24 protein-coding genes are annotated in these 19772 nt (G+C 64.3%); 10 read left to right on the top strand and 14 right to left on the bottom strand.

The window, feature by feature from the left end:
• Positions 1–84 precede the first annotated feature (84 nt).
• Positions 85–1893, top strand: coding sequence for a translation elongation factor 4 (gene lepA, locus ASG62_RS06215; RefSeq protein ID WP_056695625.1), 1809 nt, complete (start codon positions 85–87; stop codon positions 1891–1893).
• 256 nt (positions 1894–2149) lie between these two features.
• On the opposite strand, the gene ASG62_RS26245 is transcribed toward lepA, so the two are convergent.
• The 4 genes from ASG62_RS26245 to ASG62_RS06210 all read right to left on the bottom strand — a co-directional run bounded on the left by ASG62_RS26245 (position 2150) and on the right by ASG62_RS06210 (position 6757).
• A complete protein-coding gene (locus tag ASG62_RS26245) occupies positions 2150–3175 on the bottom strand; it encodes a hypothetical protein (RefSeq protein ID WP_156381985.1) in 1026 nt (341 codons plus the stop codon).
• A 4-nt stretch (positions 3176–3179) separates the two neighbouring features.
• Positions 3180–4856, bottom strand: a complete 1677-nt coding sequence (locus ASG62_RS25355; RefSeq protein ID WP_082537280.1) for an AAA family ATPase — start codon at positions 4854–4856, stop codon at positions 3180–3182.
• 1368 nt (positions 4857–6224) lie between these two features.
• Entirely contained in the window at positions 6225–6362 is a 138-nt protein-coding gene (locus ASG62_RS26240; protein ID WP_156381984.1) for a hypothetical protein, read from the bottom strand.
• Positions 6363–6532: 170 nt separating this feature from the next.
• Complete coding sequence (locus tag ASG62_RS06210; RefSeq protein ID WP_056689561.1) at positions 6533–6757, bottom strand: hypothetical protein; 225 nt, start codon at positions 6755–6757, stop codon at positions 6533–6535.
• A gap of 139 nt (positions 6758–6896) precedes the next feature.
• Between ASG62_RS06210 and ASG62_RS06205 the strand changes: the two genes are divergently transcribed.
• Positions 6897–7136 carry a hypothetical protein gene (locus ASG62_RS06205; RefSeq protein WP_056689563.1) on the top strand — a complete coding sequence of 80 codons (240 nt, stop codon included), beginning with the start codon at positions 6897–6899 and terminating at the stop codon, positions 7134–7136.
• 65 nt (positions 7137–7201) lie between these two features.
• Here ASG62_RS06205 and ASG62_RS06200 read toward each other — a convergent pair whose 3' ends face one another.
• Positions 7202–7588, bottom strand: a complete 387-nt coding sequence (locus ASG62_RS06200) for a hypothetical protein (RefSeq protein ID WP_156381983.1) — start codon at positions 7586–7588, stop codon at positions 7202–7204.
• Between the two features lie 95 nt (positions 7589–7683).
• A complete protein-coding gene (locus tag ASG62_RS06195) occupies positions 7684–8277 on the bottom strand; it encodes a hypothetical protein (protein WP_056689566.1) in 594 nt (197 codons plus the stop codon).
• 395 nt (positions 8278–8672) lie between these two features.
• Here ASG62_RS06195 and ASG62_RS06190 point away from each other — a divergent pair, with 395 nt between their 5' ends.
• On the top strand, positions 8673–8885 hold the full coding sequence (locus tag ASG62_RS06190; RefSeq protein ID WP_056689569.1) for a cold-shock protein: 213 nt from the start codon (positions 8673–8675) through the stop codon (positions 8883–8885).
• Between the two features lie 90 nt (positions 8886–8975).
• On the opposite strand, the gene ASG62_RS06185 is transcribed toward ASG62_RS06190, so the two are convergent.
• Together ASG62_RS06185 and ASG62_RS06180 are read right to left on the bottom strand one after the other, a co-directional pair.
• Positions 8976–9446, bottom strand: coding sequence for a hypothetical protein (locus ASG62_RS06185; protein WP_056689570.1), 471 nt, complete (start codon positions 9444–9446; stop codon positions 8976–8978).
• 64 nt (positions 9447–9510) lie between these two features.
• Entirely contained in the window at positions 9511–10143 is a 633-nt protein-coding gene (locus ASG62_RS06180) for a hypothetical protein (RefSeq protein WP_056689572.1), read from the bottom strand.
• Between the two features lie 311 nt (positions 10144–10454).
• Between ASG62_RS06180 and ASG62_RS06175 the strand changes: the two genes are divergently transcribed.
• Complete coding sequence (locus tag ASG62_RS06175) at positions 10455–10670, top strand: cold-shock protein (protein ID WP_056689574.1); 216 nt, start codon at positions 10455–10457, stop codon at positions 10668–10670.
• A 403-nt stretch (positions 10671–11073) separates the two neighbouring features.
• Entirely contained in the window at positions 11074–12012 is a 939-nt protein-coding gene (locus tag ASG62_RS06170) for a BA14K family protein (protein WP_162245985.1), read from the top strand.
• A 50-nt stretch (positions 12013–12062) separates the two neighbouring features.
• Here the strand turns inward: ASG62_RS06170 and ASG62_RS06165 are convergent, their stop codons facing one another.
• Together ASG62_RS06165 and ASG62_RS06160 are read right to left on the bottom strand one after the other, a co-directional pair.
• The gene (locus tag ASG62_RS06165) at positions 12063–12749 is read right to left on the bottom strand and encodes an MBL fold metallo-hydrolase (protein ID WP_056689578.1); all 687 of its coding nucleotides are present in this window, start codon (positions 12747–12749) and stop codon (positions 12063–12065) included.
• Entirely contained in the window at positions 12746–13636 is an 891-nt protein-coding gene (locus tag ASG62_RS06160; RefSeq protein WP_056689772.1) for a branched-chain amino acid aminotransferase, read from the bottom strand. Before ASG62_RS06160 ends, ASG62_RS06165 begins: the two co-directional genes overlap by 4 nt.
• A 300-nt stretch (positions 13637–13936) precedes the next feature.
• On the opposite strand from ASG62_RS06160, the gene ASG62_RS06155 reads away from it, so the two are divergent.
• From ASG62_RS06155 to ASG62_RS06135, 5 genes are read left to right on the top strand one after another with little or no spacing between them, the layout of a single operon-like run.
• The gene (locus ASG62_RS06155; protein ID WP_056689775.1) at positions 13937–14485 is read left to right on the top strand and encodes a MarR family winged helix-turn-helix transcriptional regulator; all 549 of its coding nucleotides are present in this window, start codon (positions 13937–13939) and stop codon (positions 14483–14485) included.
• The gene (locus ASG62_RS06150) at positions 14482–15210 is read left to right on the top strand and encodes a response regulator (protein WP_056689580.1); all 729 of its coding nucleotides are present in this window, start codon (positions 14482–14484) and stop codon (positions 15208–15210) included. Before ASG62_RS06155 ends, ASG62_RS06150 begins: the two co-directional genes overlap by 4 nt.
• Positions 15211–15220: 10 nt before the next feature.
• Positions 15221–16717: an ATP-binding protein gene (locus tag ASG62_RS06145; RefSeq protein WP_082536955.1), complete on the top strand. Its 1497-nt coding sequence runs from the start codon at positions 15221–15223 to the stop codon at positions 16715–16717.
• A gap of 59 nt (positions 16718–16776) precedes the next feature.
• Complete coding sequence (locus ASG62_RS06140) at positions 16777–17019, top strand: type II toxin-antitoxin system Phd/YefM family antitoxin (protein ID WP_056689582.1); 243 nt, start codon at positions 16777–16779, stop codon at positions 17017–17019.
• Positions 17016–17402, top strand: coding sequence for a type II toxin-antitoxin system VapC family toxin (locus ASG62_RS06135; RefSeq protein WP_056689584.1), 387 nt, complete (start codon positions 17016–17018; stop codon positions 17400–17402). Before ASG62_RS06140 ends, ASG62_RS06135 begins: the two co-directional genes overlap by 4 nt.
• Positions 17403–17420: 18 nt before the next feature.
• Here the strand turns inward: ASG62_RS06135 and ASG62_RS06130 are convergent, their stop codons facing one another.
• From ASG62_RS06130 to ASG62_RS06115, 4 genes are all read right to left on the bottom strand, one after another.
• Complete coding sequence (locus ASG62_RS06130) at positions 17421–17777, bottom strand: tRNA-binding protein (protein WP_056689586.1); 357 nt, start codon at positions 17775–17777, stop codon at positions 17421–17423.
• 4 nt (positions 17778–17781) lie between these two features.
• Positions 17782–18603, bottom strand: coding sequence for a pyrroline-5-carboxylate reductase (proC, locus tag ASG62_RS27155; protein WP_274532605.1), 822 nt, complete (start codon positions 18601–18603; stop codon positions 17782–17784).
• A complete protein-coding gene (locus tag ASG62_RS27150; RefSeq protein ID WP_056689587.1) occupies positions 18600–19100 on the bottom strand; it encodes a YbjN domain-containing protein in 501 nt (166 codons plus the stop codon). Before ASG62_RS27150 ends, proC begins: the two co-directional genes overlap by 4 nt.
• Before the next feature lie 319 nt (positions 19101–19419).
• Positions 19420–19722 carry an accessory factor UbiK family protein gene (locus ASG62_RS06115; RefSeq protein ID WP_056689588.1) on the bottom strand — a complete coding sequence of 101 codons (303 nt, stop codon included), beginning with the start codon at positions 19720–19722 and terminating at the stop codon, positions 19420–19422.
• Positions 19723–19772: the final 50 nt, after the last annotated feature.

The raw sequence follows: 19772 nt of genomic DNA, 5'->3' as shown, positions 1-19772 counted from the left end.
CCGCCCGGGCCAACCCTCGCCGGCTCCCTGGAACGCCGACAAAAACCGGTAGGCAGTTTTCATCGAATTCTTTATATCCCCGCCATGAGCACCACGCCCCTCGACCACATCCGCAATTTCTCGATCGTCGCCCATATCGATCACGGGAAGTCCACGCTCGCCGATCGCCTGATCCAGGAGACGGGCGGGCTCGAGGCGCGGGAGATGACCGAACAGGTCCTCGACTCCATGGATATCGAGCGCGAGCGCGGCATCACGATCAAGGCGCAGACCGTCCGCCTGCACTACAAGGCCAAGAACGGCGAGACCTACATCCTCAATCTGATCGACACGCCCGGCCATGTCGACTTCGCCTACGAGGTCTCGCGCTCCCTGGCCGCCTGCGAGGGCTCGCTCCTCGTGGTGGACGCGGCGCAGGGCGTCGAGGCGCAGACGCTCGCCAACGTCTATCTCGCCCTCGACAACGGCCACGAGATCGTCCCCGTCCTCAACAAGATCGACCTTCCCGCCGCCGAGCCGGACCGGGTGAAGGAGCAGATCGAGGAGGTGATCGGCCTCGACGCCTCCGAGGCCGTGATGATCTCGGCCAAGGCCGGCATCGGCATCGTGGACGTGCTGGAAGCCATCGTCCACCGCCTGCCCCCGCCGAAGGAGGGCGATCGCTCCGCGCCGCTGAAAGCCATGCTGGTGGACAGTTGGTACGACGCCTATCTCGGCGTCATCGTGCTCGTGCGCATCATCGACGGCGAGCTGCGCAAGGGCCAGATCATCCGCATGATGGGCACGGACGCCAAATACCCGGTCGACCGGGTCGGCGTCTTCACGCCCAAGATGCTGGCCATGGACGTGCTCGGCCCCGGCGAGCTCGGCTTCATCACCGCCTCGATCAAGGAGGTCGCCGATACGCGCGTCGGCGACACGATCACCGAGGACAAGCGCCAGACCAAGACCGCGCTGCCCGGCTTCAAGCCGGCCCAGCCCGTGGTCTTCTGCGGCCTCTTTCCCGTGGACGCCGCCGATTTCGACGAGCTGCGCGCCGCCATGGGCAAGCTGCGGCTGAACGACGCCAGCTTCTCCTTCGAGATGGAATCCTCGGCGGCCCTGGGATTCGGCTTCCGCTGCGGCTTCCTCGGCCTCCTTCACCTCGAAATCGTGCAGGAGCGCCTTTCCAGAGAGTTCGATCTCGACCTCATCGCGACCGCGCCCTCCGTCGTCTACGATATCCGCCTCACCAACGGCGAGACGATCCAGCTCCACAACCCCGCCGATCTGCCCGACGTCATGAAGATCGAGGCGATCGACGAGCCCTGGATCAAGGCCGTCATCCTCACGCCCGACGAGTATCTCGGCAATATCCTGACGCTCTGCCAGGAGCGGCGCGGCCTGCAGATCGACCTCTCCTATGTCGGCAAGCGCGCCATGGTCACCTACGAGCTGCCGCTGAACGAGGTGGTGTTCGACTTCTACGACCGCCTGAAGTCGATCTCGAAGGGCTACGCGTCCTTCGACTATTCGCTGATCGACTATCGCGAGGGCGATCTCGTCAAGCTCTCGATCCTCGTCAATGCCGAGCCGGTCGACGCGCTCTCCATGCTCGTCCACAAGCTCCAGGCCGAGCGCCGGGGCCGGATGATGTGCGAGAAGCTGAAGGAGCTGATCCCCAACCACCTCTTCAAGATCCCGATCCAGGCGGCCATCGGCGGCAAGGTGATCGCCCGCGAGACCATCTCCGCCCTTCGCAAGGACGTCACCGCCAAATGCTACGGCGGCGACGCCTCCCGCAAGCGCAAGCTCCTCGACAAGCAGAAAGAGGGCAAGAAGCGCATGCGCCAGTTCGGCAAGGTCGAGATCCCGCAGGAGGCGTTTATCGCGGCGTTGAAGATGGATAGCTAGCGGTTCTGAAAGCGTCGCCCGACGCTTTCAGAACGCAAAGCCCCAGTGGGGCTTTGCGAGCACGGCTATGCCGGGGATATGCGAGTGGCCAGAAGCTAGTGCTCTCAGCGGAGTCCTATTATTTTCACATAAATAGAATGGCGCCCGCGCACCCGTGTAGGCAGTCAAATACAGTTTGGAAAAGTCACCTTACATTGAACCATAAATATGTTTCATTTCCATTTGAGATTGGAGTTGGTTTAGTATCTAGAAGCTATCAGGCAGCCCGGAACTTTCGGTCCGCAACAACCCATTCAAGGAGCGTGAAGCAGAACACATCAAAGTTCCGACCCCAATATTTTTCGCGCATAGTGCGATGAAAAACCGATTGCGCTTCATCCGACTCGATTACAGAGATCGGTATCTTATCCCCAAAGCCTTTTATGATAGAAAATCCATATTTTTGGCTTTTCTCTTCAATCCAGTCCAATGACTGCTGGCTCATCTTGTCGGAAAGATGTCCAAAGCCATTTTTGAGATCAATGAAGGGATATAAGTTACATCGTCCTTGCTTCCATTCCTCAAATATTTTTACATAAATCCCTCTATCGGCATTCGAGTTCCACTGCTCTAGTTTTTCCAATTCAAGAACGGATAGAAAGTTTTCTAATTCATGAGTTGGCGTTTCATAGGCTGCGCATAGAGTTGTAGCAGCTGGCTTCATTGATAGCGCTATTCGTGAAACCTTCTGATTCCCCCTATCGAACGGTGTTTTACGATCACTATCCGTAAGAGCAACATACACTCCGCTCACTTCTACAAGCGCAAGGAAGCATTCCTCGACGTCGCCACCGCCGCCGTGAACAAACTCTAACGAGACATGCGGAAGACGTGCCCTTTTTGCGTGGGACTCAATAATGATGCGATACACACCGCCGTCACGCTTTTTGTTTTCCACAATCATCTGTGTGGGTCTCGAGAATGCCCCAGACAAAAGAACATCCAAATTCATGGGGATGGCAAAGTCTTTATAACTATTCTGATCTTTGCAGATTCGAATATATTGCATGCCGCCATCTAGCAGACCACCCACCTGAGAGTAATTATTAGCTAACCTTGTGATTACCGCACGCTCAAATGGACTGATTTCTTTCGTAAGGAGATTTTGAGATAGCGATCGACTTAAAATAAGCAGATGGGATCCTTGAGAAGAACAATGACATAAATGGTGTATTACCTCCCCCACCACAGCCGGGCTGAGCATTTCAATTTCTTCAATCGAATAATCAAAATGAATAATCATTTATTCACAATATGTTAGGAATGAAAAAATCAGCAGGCCAGCCTTTTAAGATTCCCTTTTCGGAAAACTCTACAATCTTAGGAACAATCTGCACCCTTGAGCTTCCACCAAAGATTTGCCTTTTATCAGCTGCCTCTAGAGAAGCTGGATTGTCTAGATCTGCATTTGCATCACTTTCATCGAAAATTATTATTTGAACACTCTCTGCATCTAGCCTCTTAGCCTCAATCAATGCCCCAAGACGATTTATAATCTCGCTGCTGTGAGTTTCGATAATAAGGCTCATCGCGGGACCATCTTTCGCACTTGCAAGCGTTTCTACAAAAATGTCAGCAAGAAGAGCCTGATGAGCAGGATGAAGATGAAGTTCGGGCTGCTCCATTGCGAGAAAGATTGGGGCCCTACCCTTACTAAGCTGCCTCCCTCGGAATAATCGCGCAGCCGACGTAGACCACCAAAGCTGAGCTAGAACCGGCAGCAGCTGAGATACACCAAACCCGCTATCAACAATATTTGTTCTATCGTGTGGATATTTGAGGTATAGACTGAGATGACCCTCCGAATTCTCCATCTGAACACCAAATCCAAATGTTGACTGAACAAAGTTTGAGAATGAGTCCATCTGACGTCCCGTCAATGAACTTAAGAACATTGGAAGATTTGTTCCGTCTGGATCGATATCAGAAACAGACAACTCCTGCAGCCTGTAATATCGATTACTGCGAGCTCTAACGGGACCAATATAAGTACATTGCTCAAAAGCGAGTTTTACGCGCGGAAGGATATGCAAAGAAAGCTGCATCATGTAATATATATTCATGATGGTGATAATCGTATCGTAGTCACTTGAATTTGGCGCGTCGAAAACCTTGTCAATGTATCCGACAAGTCGGGCCGAGTACTGACCCGCGATCCCTCGAATTCGGGATTTGTCAAAGGGGGCCGACAAAAGCATTCGGCTAAAGAATGCGTGAACGTTTGATTCCTTAAGGCGCTTGTCCACATTGCCTTTTAGCGTGTTGAAAAGAATCCCCACCAAAAAAGAGAACGGATCCTCCATGTAGAATCCCCGCTCATCCGAATGACTATTCTTCCCTCCCACAACAAACGTACTAAATAACAATCTCGGCAACCGAAAGCTATCGATCGGAATGATCTTTGATAGAGATCGTCCATTCAAGACTGCATCTTGCACCCTTAGCCCATCGTCCGCTAGCTTTATAATGAGTTCAAGTTTCTCATTTCCATCCACTTTATAGATTACGCTTTTGAGGATAGTCTGCTGTCTATTATTAGACGTCACTCTACTTCCGATTTCGTACCTGGCGGTGAACGAGGCAATCCTAAAAATTCTTTGATCTGCACTCGCTCTAAATCTGCTTTGATGCAGGGAGCGATGATCTACAACAATTTCTTTTTCTCCAATTGTAAATGCAATTGGTACATCGATGTTGTGATCGAATACCGCAGTTTTATAACTACCAAAGTCCACTAGGTCACCAAACCATAGTATAGGCGCATTTGTTCGCGTAAGTAATGATTGACGGATTAACGGAAGAGATCGCACAAAGGTACTTTTCCCTGAACTGTTTTTCCCAACAATTATGTTTATGGGTTTAAATTCGATTGAATTCGGCATATTTAGTCGCCGAACATTCTCAATACCGAATTGTATTGCCATCTTTGTTTTTGCTCGCTGCTTTTTACGTTGGCTAACGCCGATGCTAAAAACTGTATGGATCGAAGACTGAAGTAGCGCCTGCTCTCAACTGACATTAACCGCTCAGGTTGAGTTAAACCAAAAACTCCTTGGTTAGATAGACCCGACGGCAAACTTATCCCCACCCTCCCCGCCTCCCCGCCTCCCCTATCCTCCCTCTCACCACCAGCCCGCGAGACGGGCGCGAATGATCACCGGGATCGTTCGGGGGCTGGGGGGCGGGTCTTGGGAGGATGCCTTCTTCGGAAAGGCRGAGCCCCTCGGTCAGGATGTTCGCGTCGGCCCTGCGACAAGCGGGGTTGCGGGAGAGATGAGGCGCGGGACCTGGGGCGAAGTCGTGGCCCAGCCCCTCGGTCAGGATGTTCGCGTCGGCCCTGCGACAAGCGGGGTTGCGGGAGAGATGAGGCGCGGGACCTGGGGCGAAGTCGTGGCCCAATGCCGACCTCGCGACGCCGCACGAAGCGGGGCTCACCACCCCGTCCACGACGATCGGACRGATCCGGCTTGGTCGCCGGATATCCCGACAGCAGCCCGCGCGTGGACGCCGGAGGCGGACCAACTACACCACATACCACCTACCGGAGGGTCTCCCTCCGGCGTCCCGCCGCTCCCGACAAGGACGGCACCCAGCATCCCCGGCCCGAGGCTCCGCCCCGCCGGCTCGACCATCACCCCGGCGCGACGGCGTGCGGGCGCTTCCGTGCGTCGCAAGGTCCAACGAAGAGCAACCGTTCAGACCTAGCGCCGCCCGTAACGCGCCCGATCTCCCTCTTTGCGGGGGAGATGGCCGGCAGGCCAGAGGGGGGTGCCTCCCGCCGACCTCTCCGCGCGCACCTCGCATACCGTTGAAAGGTTGGCGCCCCTGCGCACCCCCCTCTGCCTGCCGGCCATCTCCCCCGCAAGGAGGGAGATCAGGCGGCGGGGCGGGCAGCGGTCGTTCCGATCGGTCGCGGGGGTCTTCGGTCAGACGCCAGCTCGACCATTACCCCAGCGCCCAAGGCGTGCAGGCGTTTCGGCACGTCGGACGACCGGTTCAGGCCACGCGCCGTCGCCGAAGCTGCCTGATCTCCCCACCTGAGGGGGAGATGGCCGGCAGGCCAGAGGGGGGCGCCGTCGAGCGCGACCGGCGACGGGGTGCAGGCCAAGCCCCGTCAAGGTGAGACGCGAGGCGCCCCCCTCTGCCTTGCCAGGCATCTCCCCCTCAAGGGGGGAGATCAGGCGGCGGGGCGGGCGGCGTTACATGGAAAGGGCCTGCTTGCAGGGCTTTTTCGAGGGGTCCGGGAAGCCGCCCGCGGCTCTCATAGCCCGCCCGTCCGCCACGCCCTCCGATCAGGGCGCCGGGACGTTGTCGATCGCGGTGGCGCGGTCGGGCCAGCGGTCGCCGGGGCGGATGGGCTTGTTGATTTCCGACAGGCAGCCGCCGAGCACGGAAAGGCCGACGAGGAGGGCGAGAAGGCGGAGCGTCATGCGGTTCGGTGTCCCTGAGAGCCCGGCCCGGCCTCCGGCGGCCGGGAATGGGCGCGGGAGGCGGGCGGGCGATATCGGCCGGTCCCGCGCGGATGGCGGGGGCATCGCCGACGATAGGGGGCGCGGCCGGCGCCGTCGAGCCGGCCCGTCCAGGTTCGGCGGACGGTTGGTCAGTCCAGGTCGTCGCCCGGCTCCTCGAAGCCGTCGTCCTGCTCGTACTCCCAGCCGCTCTCGGCCTCCCGCCGCCAGAGCTGGCCCTCGCCCGGCCGGCTCAGCGAGCCGTCGCGCAGGAGAACCGGCGTCGCCGAGGTCGCCCGGTGCCAGCGGCGGCGTCCTCGCGCGCCCGGCCGGGCGTTGATCCAGTCAAGCAGGCCTTTCCTCGTCTGCGTCAGCATCGTCGCAGCCTCCCATGGGTCGGGCCGGCCGTCGGTTTCGCGCTCCGGATGAAATGCAGCGGAAACATGGCCGGCATTCTCCCGAAACGGGCGACGGCAAGGATGGGTTTCAACGAACAAGCGATGGAGACGACGTCCGATGTTCTCGCCCTTCCGAACCCCGGCCCTGCGGGCCCGCCGATCGGCCCCCGCGCCGCGCAGTTCCCGCCCGCCGGAGAGCCTCGGCGAGATCGAAGCCGCCGTCGCCGCCGCGATCCCGGTCGCCCCCGCCTCCGCCAAGTCGGCTTCCGCCCGGAGGGAGGCGAAGGCCGAGACGCCGACGGAGGAGGAGAAGGCTGCGGCGCGGTTCCAAGGGGGCGGCAGCGGCGGCTTCGTCTAAACGACGCGCGCGATCGGGGCGCCGCGTTGCCGGCGGCCGGCTGGCCGGCCGCCGCTGCCGAGCTATCAATTCGCGGGGGCGGCGGGGGCCGGATCGAGGGAAATGCCGCCCCCGTCCGGCCCGTCAGCCGCCGGCGCGTCGATCACGTCGTTGTTGGAGCCCGTCGTGTTCGGCGCGAGCGTGCCCTCGGCGCCGACGCCGTTCTGCAGCCCGCCCGGCCCCTTGGTCGCGCCGGCGCCCTCGGTGGCGCCGTTCGTGTCCAGGCCGACGCCCGGCGTGCCCGTGGCAAGGCCGCTGCCGATCGGCGTGCCCGTGGCGTTGGAAACCGAGCCGTCGTTCAGCGGCATGGGCGCCGCGTTCGGCTCGGGCGCGGTTTGCGCGAGGGCCGCGCTTCCGATGCCGAGCGGCAGAGCGAGGGCGAGCGCGGCGGCGAGGTGTCTCATCGTGGTCATGTCGGGCATCCCGGTTGTCGCCGCGGCACGATCTCGCCGCGGCTCTTCGGGAGAACAAGGCGCGACCGCGCTTCCCCGTTCCGGCCCCGGGCGGCCTATTGCTGGGCCAGCGGGTCGTAGGGCGGCGCGGGGGGCGAGGTGTTGAGCGCGCCGAAGAAGACGTCGATCCGCGTCTCCGCCAGCGGCCGGTCCACCGCGTTGACGGCGCAGATGGCCGCGTTCAGCTGGTTGTCCGTGACCCAGAGGCCGACCTCGACCGTCTCCTTCGCCGCCGCCGCGTTCATCGTGTAGCTGCGGCGCATGAAGTCGCGCTCGCCGAGCCGGGCCAGCCGCGCCGCGTCGTTCGCCTTCAGCGTGGAGGAAGCATTGGCGAGTTCGGGCCGGATCTCGCCGGCCTTCATCGCGACCCAGATCTCGAAGTCCTTCCAGGGAAAGGATTTCGGCCGCAGCATGTCGTGGACGCGGAGCGTGCGCCCCTTGCCGGGCTCGCCGGGCGAGACCGCGTAGAGGCACTGCAGCCCGCCCGCCGGGCAGTCGCCCCCCTCGCAGGTGAAGCGCTGGCCCTTGTCCATCGTCGCGGCCTCGGCGCCCGCCCGCCAGCCCGCCAGTTCCACAGCCGAAGCCGGCCCGCTCGTCGCCATGATCGCCAGCGCCAGCGCCAGGCCCCGTCCGCGTCCTCGTCCCGTCATGCCTGCCTCTTCCCTCATCCCGCAATCCGGCCCGGCCTAGCACGGCATGCTGGATCGAAGCCGGTGGCGCATTCGGGCGCTGGCCTTGCGCATGGGGGGCGGCGCTGCCATATGAGGAGCGTTCGGGCATTCATGACCCGGAGACTGGTGAGACTTCTTCTTCTGCGCGGGGGCCCAATCCCCGCGGATCTGCCGGACGGGCCCGATCGCGGGTTCTCCGGTCGTCCCGTTGACCTCGACCCTTTCGCCGACACGAGCTTTCCGAAATCGCCGACGCCGTTCCCTATCGGGAGCGGTCGTCAAATCCATCCGGCGCGGCGCCTTCGCGCGGCCCGGGCCGATCGGAACAGAGCCTCGTGCCCCGCCCCGATCGGCATCTTTGAAAGGGTCAGACCATGAGCAACACCGGTACCGTCAAGTTCTTCAACGCCTCCAAGGGCTTCGGCTTCGTCACCCCCGAGGGCGGCGCCAAGGACGTCTTCCTGCATGTCACCGCGCTCGAGCGCGCCGGCATGTCCTCGATCGAGGACGGCGCGAAGATCACCTTCGACGTCGAGCCCGACACGCGCGGCAAGGGCCCCAAGGCCGTCAACGTCCAGCGCGCCTGAACAGGCACCCGCCGGCCCTTCCGGGCCGGCACGAGATCGTTCGAAGGGCTCGCCGCAAGGCGGGCCCTTTTTCGTCGAAGGCGCCGGCCGTCAGTCGCAGGGAAAGGTCGAGAGCTTCCACTCGTCGAGCGGGCTTTCGATATCGGCCACCTTCCAGGCGCCGCCGACCTGCCGCATCGTCCAGCGGATCTCCTGGTCGGCATCGCCGTCGGGAAAGCTGCGAAAGCGCGCCGTCACCAGCGCGTCGCCCTCCGGGCTGCGGCCGGTCTCCACGGTCTCGATCGTCCGGGCGACCTCCTCGTCGTCGAAATCCTGCCCGCCCACCGTCACCACGAAGTCGACGCAGCCCGCCTCGCCGGTCTCGGCGGAAACCTTCGCGCTCTTCTCGAACAGCGCCAGCGCCGGCCCTGTCAGCTTCGACAGATCCTCGCCCTCCAGCGGATTCCAGACCGGCGCATAGAGCGCCCGCACGGCCTCCGCCGCCTCCTCGGCCGAGGCCGCGCCGGCCAGCGACAGGAGACCTGCGGCCAGGCCGAGGGTGACGAGGACGGCGCGCTTCATCGATCTCATCGTCGTCATCATGTCTTTACTGCCGCCGGCATAGAACCCAGGAATGCGCACCGCCTCATGCCTCCGGCGCCGCGAAGACCTCGGCCAGACACAGCGCCGCCTCGCGCAGGCGCGCCGCCGGTATGGTGCGGCAGACCTCCGGCAAAGCGCCCGTCCGCGCCCAGCCGTCCAGCACCTCGTCGCTCAAGGGCGTGTGGACGAAGCCGAACCGGCGAAGGCGCCCGCCGCCACCATAGTGGCAGAGGCGATAGTAGGTGTCGTTGCACAGATAGCGCCCGGCGTCGCGCGACAGCTCGAAGCCGATGCCGGCATCCGCCAGCGCCGCGGCCGAAGCCGACAGCGGCCAGGCGCCGGACAGGCGCTCGGGCCCCTCCTCGACGCCGGGACCGGAGGGAAACCCGCCGGCCGCATCCTCCACGCCGAGTTCGCGCGCGTTCACCGCGTCGAGTTCGAGGCGCAGGCGGGCGGCGCGCGCGTGGAGGCCGAAGACCAGCACGCCCGATGCGCCGGTCTCCTCGATCGCCGTGCGCAGGACCGGCCAGCTCCGCTCCCATTCGACCGGCAACACAACCGAGCGGATCGCTGCGCCGGATGAGGTCCAGGCGTCCCGCAGAGACAGCGCCAAGGCTTCGCAAGGGTTCGAAGGCGCGCCGGGAAAGGCTCCGAAGCCGGCGATAAGTATCGTCATGGAACAGGCCCATCCCTACTTTGCAAAACCAACCACCCCGTTTAGTTCTCGCCGCTTAGCTGTATCGAAACAGGACGGTGCGTCACTTCCAGAATCTTTTACTTGCAATCACAGTCGCCTGATAGCATCAAAGGGCGTTCGGGCAAATTTGCGAACACAGTGAGACTGGACGGATCGCGCATCGGAGGCGCTACCCTCCGAGCGGGATGTGGTGAACATCCCGCGACGTATCGATTCCTATCCTTGCACTTCGAGACTTGCCTGCGACCGACAGACGGCAATGCGAACCGCCAGGGATAAGGAGTACAGGCATGGCACAGACCGGCACCGTCAAATTCTTCAACACCGAAAAAGGCTTCGGCTTCATCAAGCCCGACAATGGCGGGGCGGACATCTTCGTCCACATCTCCGCCGTTCAGGCGTCCGGCCTGTCCGGCCTCGTGGAAAACCAGAAGGTCTCCTACGATACCGAGCCGGACAAGCGCGGCAAGGGCCCGAAGGCCGTCAATCTCGAAGCCGCCGACTAAGGCTTTCCCCGGCGTTCGTCGCGAGCCCGCGGACATCGTCCGCGACGTCTTGCGTCCGCGCGCCGGACCGAGCCTTCGATCGCCGCTTCCGGAGCGCCGCATGTCCCCGGTGGCATGCGGCGCTCCCGCTGAGGGCGTTCGGCACGCCTTTCGAGGCGATCCGTCGTTTTCGCCGCGGAAGGCCTCCGACGGTGGCCCGCCGGCCGGGGCGCGGCGATCGTGCCGACCCGCCCGCCGCTTCAGCCGGCGAGAACGGACGCCCCATCGTCGAGCCTTCGCCTTTCCAGGGCGATCTCCGACCCGGCCCAAGCCCCTCCCCGTTTCATTTCGGCACGAATGATCTGGCACGCCGCATGCAACGCCGAAGCCAATGGCCCCCGGGCCCTTGGAAACGGAGTTCGTCATGCTTCGAACGGTTCATCGCTTCGCTCGGACGCTCGCCCTTTGCGGCGCATTCCTCGCCATGCCGACGCTGGCCGGTGCCGGCGAAGGATCGGAGAGCGGCTTCGGCAGCGGTGCGGTCTTCGTCGGAAGCGGCGGCCGGGTCGATCGCGGCCTGTCCTTCGGCTTCGGCGAGGGTCGCGGCGTCGCCGTCGTCGGTGGCGGCAGAAGTTCCTTCCAGCATTATGAGGGAGGCCGTCGATACGACGTGCCCGATCTCGGCGGATCGCGCTATCGCACGGGCAACCGCGAGCGATTCTATGGCGACGGCGTCGTCGTCTTCGACAGGTCCGCTGACGGCCGGGACTATCGAGGCCATGTGCGGGACCGCTGGGAGTCACGGCGCGAGCGATTCGAGGACAGGCGCCGCTCCGCGTCCGACAATTCCTTTATCCGCCTTCGCGATTCCGGCCGGATCGACCGGTTCGAGCGCGACCCGCGCTACGACAGCCGGCGTGTCTATCGGGATCGCGAGGTTCGGGGGAGCCGGAGGCTGACGACCTTCGACGACGGCTATTGGGGCGGCGGCAGCGTGGTCGCCTATGGGGACGTCGACCCCCGCAGCATCTACCAGGGCACGACGGCCCTCAATCGCCCGAACGGCCCGAAGATCCTGAATGTCGAGACCGAGCGTCTGGATCGCCGGCCGATCGGCCCGAGCGGCATCGACGTCACGACGACTTCGGCCGGCTCGAAGATCATCCGCATCGCACCGGGCTACCGCATGGCTAAGGCCGACCGGACGCCGCGTTCCTCCGCGCGGAACGGCGCCGACCTCGGCCTTCAGCCCTGGTCGACCGACTGGCTGCGCTACTGCCAGCGCACCCATCGCAGCTTCGATCCGGATCTGGGAACCTACGTCACATCGAACGGCCGCGTCGCCTTCTGCACGGCGGAGTAGAGAACTCGCGGGACGGCAGGCTCCGGCCTGCCGTCCCGTTTCGACGCAGATCAGACCAGATAGGGATTGGTCAGCCGCTCGCGCCCGAGCGTGCCGCCGGGTCCATGGCCGCACAGGAAGGTCACGTCGCCGCCGAGCGGCAGGACCTTCTCTTTGATCGAACGAATGAGGGCGGCGTGGTCGCCGCCGGGCAGATCCGTTCGCCCGATCGAGCCGGCGAAGAGAACGTCGCCCGCATGCAGGAACCGCGCGTCGCGATGGAAGAAGACGACATGACCGGGCGCGTGGCCGGGACAATGCAGCACCTCGAAGACGTGGCCGCCGAAGCCGACCGTCTCGCCATCGGCGAGCCAGCGATCGGGCGTGGCGTTCTTCAGGAGATCGGGCACGCCGAACATCTTCGCCTGGTTCTCGATATTGGCGAGAAGCGGCGCGTCCGCCTCGTGCGGCCCGACGATCTCGATGCCGCCGAGCTTGGCCTTGAGCTCCATCGCGCCGCCGGCATGGTCGAGATGGCCGTGCGTCAGCCAGATCTCGCGGATCTCGATCCCGAGCTTTTCGATCGCGGCCAGGATCTTCGGAACGTCGCCGCCGGGATCGACGACGACGCCGACCTTCTCGTCGGCATCGAAGAGAAGGCAGCAATTCTGCTGAAACCCCGTGACCGGGACGATCTGCACGGCGAGACGCGGCCCTTCCGCGCCGGCTTCAGCCGACGCGGGACGGTCGATGGTCATTCGGCGGCCGCGCGCTTGGGCGTCACTTCGACGCCGTAGTCGTCGACGAGCCGACGGGTGATCTCGCCGGGCGTGAAGCGGTAGGGACCGACTTCGGAGACCGGCGTCACCTCGGCGGCCGTGCCGCAGAGGAAGCACTCGGTGAAGCCTTCCAGCTCCTCCGGCAGGATCGTGCGCACCTGCACCTCGTAGCCGCGACGCTTGGCCAGATCGATGACCGTGCGGCGCGTGATGCCGTCGAGGAAGCAGTCCGGCGTCGGCGTGTGGATGACGCCGTCTTTGACGAAGAAGACGTTGGCGCCGGTCGCTTCCGCGACATGGCCCCGCCAGTCCAGCATCAGCGCGTCGGCATAGCCCTTGGCCTCGGCCGCGTGCTTGGAGATCGTGCAGATCATGTAGAGGCCGCTCGCCTTCGACTTGGACGGTGCGGTCATCGGATCGGGGCGGCGATATTCGGCGATGTCGAGCCGGATGCCCTTCATGCGCTGCTCGGGATCAAAGTAGCTCGGCCACTGCCAGATGGCGATCGCCACGTTGATGCGGTTCTTCTGCGCCGCGACGCCCATCATCTCCGAGCCGCGCCAGGCGATCGGCCGGACATAGGCGTCGGTGAAGCCCTGGCGGCGCAGGAGCTCGTTGCAGGCGTCGTCGATCTCGTCCGCCGTGTAGGGAATCTTGAAGCCGAGCAGGCGGCCGGATTCGATCAGGCGCTCGGTGTGCTGGCGAAGCTTGAAGATCTCGCCGCCATAGGCCCGCTCGCCCTCGAAGACCGAGCTGCCATAGTGCAGACCATGCGTCAGCACATGGATCTTCGCCTCGCGCCAGGGCACGAACTCGCCGTTGAACCATATCTGGCCGTCGAGCTGATCGAATGGAACCGACATGATGTCCTCTCGCGCCGCTGCGGGCGCGCTCCCTCTTTGCAATACGGCGACGCGCGGCGGCATCTCGTCCTGAAGACCCGCCTGCCGCGCTCGCCCGCTCCTCTCGCCGTCTTCCAGGATTCTAACCCGGCAAAGGCGGCTGACAACCGCCAGCTCGCGGCAACGGCGGCGCGAACCGCACATCCCGGCGAACTCTACGCCAGGCCCTTGACGGTTCCAACGAGGCGCGAGGAATGTAACAATGGGCGAAAATTACGTCAATAGTGCTGACCTATCTTGATGGATGAGTTTTTGACCGAGAGCATGACCGAGGCCCGGCCGAGCCGCGCGATCGTGACCGAAGCGCTGGAGACGGTGGGGGAGCTCGACTTCAGGATCATCGAGCTCTTCTTCTTCGCTTATCGCGAGTTCACCGCCGATGCCGACATCGTGCTCGAGCGCTACGGGTTCGGCCGGGCCCATCACCGCGTTCTCCACTTCGTGAACCGGGCGCCGGGCATGACGATCGCCGATCTCCTCGATCTTCTGCAGATCACCAAGCAGTCTCTCGGCCGCGTTCTGCGCCAGCTGGTGGACGGCGGCTTCGTGGAGCAGCTTCCGGGATCGGAGGACCGGCGGCAGCGGCGCCTCTTTCCCACCACCGCCGGGCGCGAGCTGACGCTGGAGCTCTCGCGGGCCCAGGCGCACCGGATCGAGGCGGCGCTGACCAGCGCCCGCGAGGCCAGGGCCGATCCGGTCGCGAGCTTCCTTCTCGACATGGCCGGCGACCGCGACAGCACGAAGATCTGGTTCGACCGGAACGGCATCGGCCCGCGCGCCGAGACCGGGCCGCAGGGAGAGCATCGCTCATGAGCACGACGGAGCCGCAGGCGGACGCGCCGCCGAAGCCATTCATCGACGACGACGCGCCGCATCTCCTCATCGTCGACGACGACCGGCGCATTCGCAGCCTCCTGTCGCGCTTTCTCTCCGAGCGCGGCTTTCGCGTCTCGATGGCGGCGGACGCGGCGGAGGCGCGCAAGATCCTCGTCGGGCTCGACTTCGATCTCCTCGTCGTCGACGTCATGATGCCGGGCGAAAGCGGCATTGATCTCGTGCGCTCGATCTCCGGCCTTCGCGAGACGCCGATCCTGATGCTGACGGCGCGCTCGGAGATCGAGGAGCGGATCGAGGGGCTGGAGGCCGGCGCCGACGACTACCTGACCAAGCCCTTCGACCCGCGCGAGCTTCTCCTGCGGATCAACAACATCCTGAAGCGCGGCGCCCCGCCGCCCGTGGCGAAGGTCGAGACGGTGCGGTTCGGCCCGTTCACCTTCTCGCTCTCCAAGCGCGAGCTGAAGCGCGGGCCGGAGCTGATCCGGCTGACCGAGCGCGAGCAGGAAATCATGATCCAGTTCGCGGAAAAGGCGGGCGAGACGATCCAGCGCCAGGCCCTTCTCGGCGAGGAGACGGAGGTGGGCGAGCGCACCGTGGACGTGCAGATCAACCGCCTGCGTCGCAAGATCGAGAGCGACCCCGCCAATCCGCTCTGGCTCCAGACGGTGCGCGGCATCGGCTACCGGCTGAACGTCGATTGAAGGTGGGGCGATGACGCCGATCGAGCGGCTGCGCACGCGGATCGAGCGGGACGGCGCGACCCTGCGCGTCTGGCGGCAGAGGCTGGAGCGCCTCGCGCCGACATCCGTGCGGCTGCCGCGCCCGCGGAAGGCGCCCAAGCTGCCCAGGCTGCCCAAGCTCGACATCTGGCGCGGGCCGCTGCGCCATGTGCCCCGCTTCTTCTCGCGCTACGTGCCGAAGGGCCTCTATGCGCGCTCGCTCATCATCATCATCGCGCCGATGGTGCTGCTGCAATCAGTCGTCGCCTTCGTCTTCATGGAGCGGCACTGGCAGCTCGTGACGCAGCGCCTCTCGACGGCCGTGGTGCGCGACATCGCCGGGCTGATCGACGTGATCGAGACCTATCCGCAGGACCCGGACTTCGCCGTGGTCACGCGGATCGCCCGCGAGAAGATGGACCTCAACATCGCGGTCCTGCCGCCCGAGCCCCTCCCCGCGCCGACGCCCAAGCCCTTCTTCAACATTCTCGACGGCATTCTCTCCGAGGAGATCACCCAGCAGATCGCCCGCCCCTTCTGGATCGACACGGTCGGCGATTCCGGGCTCGTGGAGATCCGCATCCAGTTGGAAACGCATCTCCTGCGCGTCTTCGCCCGGCGCAACTCCGCCTACGCCTCGAACTCACATATCTTTCTCGCCTGGATGGTCGGCACCTCGCTGGTGCTAATCCTCATCGCCGTCCTCTTTCTGCGCAACCAGATCCGCCCGATCCAGTCTCTGGCCGAAGCGGCGGAAGGGTTCGGGCGCGGCCAGCCCATGCCGCCGGAGTTCCGGCCCCGCGGCGCCTCGGAGGTGCGCAAGGCCTCGCTCGCCTTCATTCAGATGCGCGACCGGATCGAGCGGCAGATCGAGCAGCGCACGCAGATGCTGAACGGCGTCAGCCACGACCTTCGCACCGTGCTGACGCGCTTTCGCCTGCAGCTCGCCCTGCTCGGAGACGGCGAGGACCAGCGCGAGCTGAATGCCGACATCGACGAGATGCAGCGCATGCTGGAAGGCTATCTCTCCTTCGCGCGCGGCGAGGCCGGCGAGGACGTCGCCGAGCTCGATCTCGAGCGCGTCTTCGAGAAGCTCTCCACGGAGGGCGCGCTGAAAGGACGCAAGGTCGATACCGATGTTCTCGGCGATCCCCGCATCATGGTGCGGCCGGACAGTTTCACCCGACTGATCGGCAATCTCGCGGCCAACGCCTTTCGCCACGGCAGCCGCGTCAGCATCATCGGCCGCCACGAGGGGCGCTGGCTGACGATCACGGTGGAGGACGACGGGCCGGGCGTCCCGGCCGATCAACGCGAGGAGGTTTTCAAGCCCTTCGTGCGCCTCGACACCGCCCGCAACATCGACGCGGGCGGCACGGGCCTCGGCCTCGCCATCGCCCGCGACATCGCGCGCAGCCACGGCGGGGACATTCTCCTGTCGGACTCCAAGCTCGGCGGCTTGCGGGCGATGATCCGCATTCCGGCCTGACGCTTCATGGCGCAGGCCCCGGTGCCGTGATAGACTAAGGTTAGTTCAGGAGGCGATCCATGCGCACCGTCAACATCCATGCCGCCAAGACGCATCTGTCGCGACTGATCGAGGACGTCTCGGCGGGAGAGGAGATCATCATCGCGAAGGCGGGGCAGCCCGTGGCGCGTCTGGTGCCGCTGGAGCACGCCGTGGAAACGGAGCGGCGGCTCGGAGGGCTCGCGGGGCAGATCGCCCTACCGCCCAACTTCGACGACCCCCTGCCGGACGAGTTCCTGGCTCATTTCGACGATGTGCCGTGAGGGTTCTCCTCGACACGCACATCCTGATCTGGGTTCTTGCAGAGCCTCATAAGCTGTCCCAGCCGGTCCGATCGCTCATCGCCAGCCGAACGACGAACGTGCTGTTCAGCACCGTGAGTATTTGGGAGATCGGCATCAAGGCCGCTCTGCTCAAACCGGAATTTTCGTGGAACCCGGGCCTCATCCTGGCGGAGGCGAAAGCCATCGGCTTCGTGGAGTGCATGATTTCGTCGAATGCCGCGATCGCGGCGGCAGGCTTGCCGAAGCACCATGGCGATCCCTTCGACCGCCTCCTGATCGGGCAAGCCCTGGAAGAACCGGCACGCCTCATCACGGCCGACAAGATCTTGGCGCTCTACAGCGAGCTGGTCGACGTCATGTGAAGACCGACCCGGCAGATTTCAGAACATCCGCCCACCGTTCGGCACCGCGTGGCCGGGTGCCAGGAGCACGACCTCGCCGGTCTCGTCGGGAACGCCGAGGGTCAGGACTTCCGAGCGCATCGGGCCGATCTGGCGGGGCGGGAAGTTGACGACGGCGACCACCTGCCGGCCGACCAGCGTCTCCGGCGCGTAGTGCACGGTGATCTGGGCGGAGGACTTCCTGACGCCGATCTCGGGGCCGAAATCGATAAGGAGGCGAAAGGCGGGCTTGCGCGCCTCCGAAAAGGGCGAGGCTTCGACGATCGTGCCGACGCGGATATCGACCTTGGCGAAGTCGCCATAGGCGATCTCGGGCGCTCGCTCTTCGGTGGCCAAGCGATCAGTCCTTCGAAAGTTCGCGGGCGCGGTCGCGCGCGGCGGCCACGGCGCGCCGCATCAGCGGGGCGAGACCGTCATCGGCCATCAGCACCTCGAGCGCGGCCTGCGTCGTGCCGTTCGGCGAGGTGACGTTGCGACGGAGCTGGTCCGGGGCGTCGTCCGAGCGGATCATCAGCTCGCCGGCGCCCGCGACCGTGTGGCGGGCGAGCGTCATGGCGAGGGACGGCGAAAGACCGAGGCTCTCGCCGGCGGCGGCGAGCGCCTCGGCAAGATGGAAGACATAGGCGGGGCCGCTGCCGGAAACGGCGGTGACGGCGTCGATATCGGCCTCGCTCTCCACCCAGACCACCGCGCCGCTCGCCGACAGAAGCGCCTCCGCCTTGCCGCGGGCGACGCCGTCGGCCGCCTCGTTGGCGAAGCAGCCGGTGATGCCGCGACCGATCAGGGCCGGCGTGTTCGGCATGGCGCGGATGGTCGGCCGGGGGCCGAGCAGGCGCTCGTGCGAGGCGATCGTCTTGCCGGCCACGACGGAGATGACGATCGTGCCCTCATGGAGCGCGGACCGAAGCGGCGGCAGGGCCTCCTCCAGCATCTGCGGCTTCACGGCGACGACGGCGACGTCGAAGTGACCTTCCGGCACGGCGGTGGAATGGCGGATGGCGCCGGAGGCGATCAGCCCTTCGAGAGCGGGCGCAGGCCTCGGATCGACGACATGGACGGGCTCGCCCGCGAGCCCCGCGTCGATCCAGCCGCGCAGCATGGCGCCGCCCATGTTGCCGCCGCCCAGAAGCAGAATGCGGCCGATCCCGTGGGAGGCGCTCACGCCTGACCGACCGTTTCGAAGAGCATGCAGGCCAGCGCCTCGTCGGCATCCTTGTTCGCCCAGACGACGAACTGGAAGGCCTGATAGAAGCGCTCGCAGTTTTCGAGCGCGATGCCCAGCATGCGCTCGGCCTGCTGGCTGGTCGGGTCCGCACCGCCGGAGAGAAGAAGCGCGTGGCGGAACATGATGGCGCTCTCCTTCGGCCAGAGATCGAAATGGCCGACGAGAAGCTGCTCGTTGATCTTGGCGAGAAGTCGCAGGACCTCGACCTGCCGGGCCGCCGGCACCTTGAGATCGAAGGCGCAGCCCAGATGCAGCGCCTCGCAGGATTCCAGCCAGGAGAAGGAGACGGAGTAGTCCGCCCATAGGCCGGCGACCGAGACGGCGATCTCGTCCTCGCAGGAGCGCTCGAAGGACCAGTCATGGCTGGACGCCACGAGCTCGATCACGTCGACCGGGTTGAACTGCCGCTCCAGCTCCATATCGCCGAAAGTCATTGCCAAGCCTTAAGGTCCCCATCCCGCACGATCGGCCGGACGCCTGGGGAGGCGCCGGGCCGACGGATCGTCGCCCGAACCAGACCGGAGGCAGGGAGCCACCAGAGGCTATGGAAAACGAATCACCCTTATGAATCAGTCTATAGGGCGGGATTCTTCGGCTTAAGGGGGTTTACGAAATATAAGGGAATTGGCGACTGGACCGCCGCGCGCGAAACCCGAACGGCCCGACCTTAAGCGACTCTGCGCAAAGGCCTTTTGACGGCATGAAAAAGGGCGCGGAGGATGTCCGCGCCCTGTGTACAGCATGTGGATAAGTCTAGAACGAGGTCTCGGGCGACGATCCGGCGGCACCGTGCGTGGCGGACGAAGCGCCGAACTTCGCTTCCAGATCGGCCAGCCGCTTCTTCAGCGCTTCGTTTTCCAAGCGGGCTTTCGCGGCCATGTCGCGCACGGCCTCGAACTCCTCGCGCTGGACGAGGTCCATGGAGTTGATCAGCCGTTCGCCCTGCGAGCGGAAGACGGTCTCCATCTCGCGGCGCACCCCTTGCGCGGCGCCGGCGGCGTCGGTCATGAGCCGGGCGAATTCGTCCAGCATGCGGTTGGGGGCTCGATTGTTCATCGCCGTGTTCTCCGGGAGGGACGCGTTGCAACTGAGTTAGGTTGCGGCGA

Origin of the sequence: Aureimonas sp. Leaf427 (genome assembly GCF_001425485.1) — a bacterium.
Taxonomy (GTDB): Bacteria; Pseudomonadota; Alphaproteobacteria; order Rhizobiales; family Rhizobiaceae; genus Plantimonas.
The sequence above is the reverse complement of the archived record's forward strand: the minus strand, read 5'-3'. Positions and strand labels throughout refer to the sequence as shown.

Coding starts and splice junctions, on each gene's coding strand:
- lepA (WP_056695625.1), top strand. CDS start 85: ATGAGCACCACGCCCCTCGACCACATCCGCAATTTCTCGATCGTCGCC.
- ASG62_RS26245 (WP_156381985.1), bottom strand. CDS start 3,175: ATGATTATTCATTTTGATTATTCGATTGAAGAAATTGAAATGCTCAGC.
- ASG62_RS25355 (WP_082537280.1), bottom strand. CDS start 4,856: ATGGCAATACAATTCGGTATTGAGAATGTTCGGCGACTAAATATGCCG.
- ASG62_RS26240 (WP_156381984.1), bottom strand. CDS start 6,362: ATGACGCTCCGCCTTCTCGCCCTCCTCGTCGGCCTTTCCGTGCTCGGC.
- ASG62_RS06210 (WP_056689561.1), bottom strand. CDS start 6,757: ATGCTGACGCAGACGAGGAAAGGCCTGCTTGACTGGATCAACGCCCGG.
- ASG62_RS06205 (WP_056689563.1), top strand. CDS start 6,897: ATGTTCTCGCCCTTCCGAACCCCGGCCCTGCGGGCCCGCCGATCGGCC.
- ASG62_RS06200 (WP_156381983.1), bottom strand. CDS start 7,588: ATGACCACGATGAGACACCTCGCCGCCGCGCTCGCCCTCGCTCTGCCG.
- ASG62_RS06195 (WP_056689566.1), bottom strand. CDS start 8,277: ATGACGGGACGAGGACGCGGACGGGGCCTGGCGCTGGCGCTGGCGATC.
- ASG62_RS06190 (WP_056689569.1), top strand. CDS start 8,673: ATGAGCAACACCGGTACCGTCAAGTTCTTCAACGCCTCCAAGGGCTTC.
- ASG62_RS06185 (WP_056689570.1), bottom strand. CDS start 9,446: ATGAAGCGCGCCGTCCTCGTCACCCTCGGCCTGGCCGCAGGTCTCCTG.
- ASG62_RS06180 (WP_056689572.1), bottom strand. CDS start 10,143: ATGACGATACTTATCGCCGGCTTCGGAGCCTTTCCCGGCGCGCCTTCG.
- ASG62_RS06175 (WP_056689574.1), top strand. CDS start 10,455: ATGGCACAGACCGGCACCGTCAAATTCTTCAACACCGAAAAAGGCTTC.
- ASG62_RS06170 (WP_162245985.1), top strand. CDS start 11,074: ATGCTTCGAACGGTTCATCGCTTCGCTCGGACGCTCGCCCTTTGCGGC.
- ASG62_RS06165 (WP_056689578.1), bottom strand. CDS start 12,749: ATGACCATCGACCGTCCCGCGTCGGCTGAAGCCGGCGCGGAAGGGCCG.
- ASG62_RS06155 (WP_056689775.1), top strand. CDS start 13,937: ATGACCGAGGCCCGGCCGAGCCGCGCGATCGTGACCGAAGCGCTGGAG.
- ASG62_RS06150 (WP_056689580.1), top strand. CDS start 14,482: ATGAGCACGACGGAGCCGCAGGCGGACGCGCCGCCGAAGCCATTCATC.
- ASG62_RS06145 (WP_082536955.1), top strand. CDS start 15,221: ATGACGCCGATCGAGCGGCTGCGCACGCGGATCGAGCGGGACGGCGCG.
- ASG62_RS06140 (WP_056689582.1), top strand. CDS start 16,777: ATGCGCACCGTCAACATCCATGCCGCCAAGACGCATCTGTCGCGACTG.
- ASG62_RS27150 (WP_056689587.1), bottom strand. CDS start 19,100: ATGACTTTCGGCGATATGGAGCTGGAGCGGCAGTTCAACCCGGTCGAC.
- ASG62_RS06115 (WP_056689588.1), bottom strand. CDS start 19,722: ATGAACAATCGAGCCCCCAACCGCATGCTGGACGAATTCGCCCGGCTC.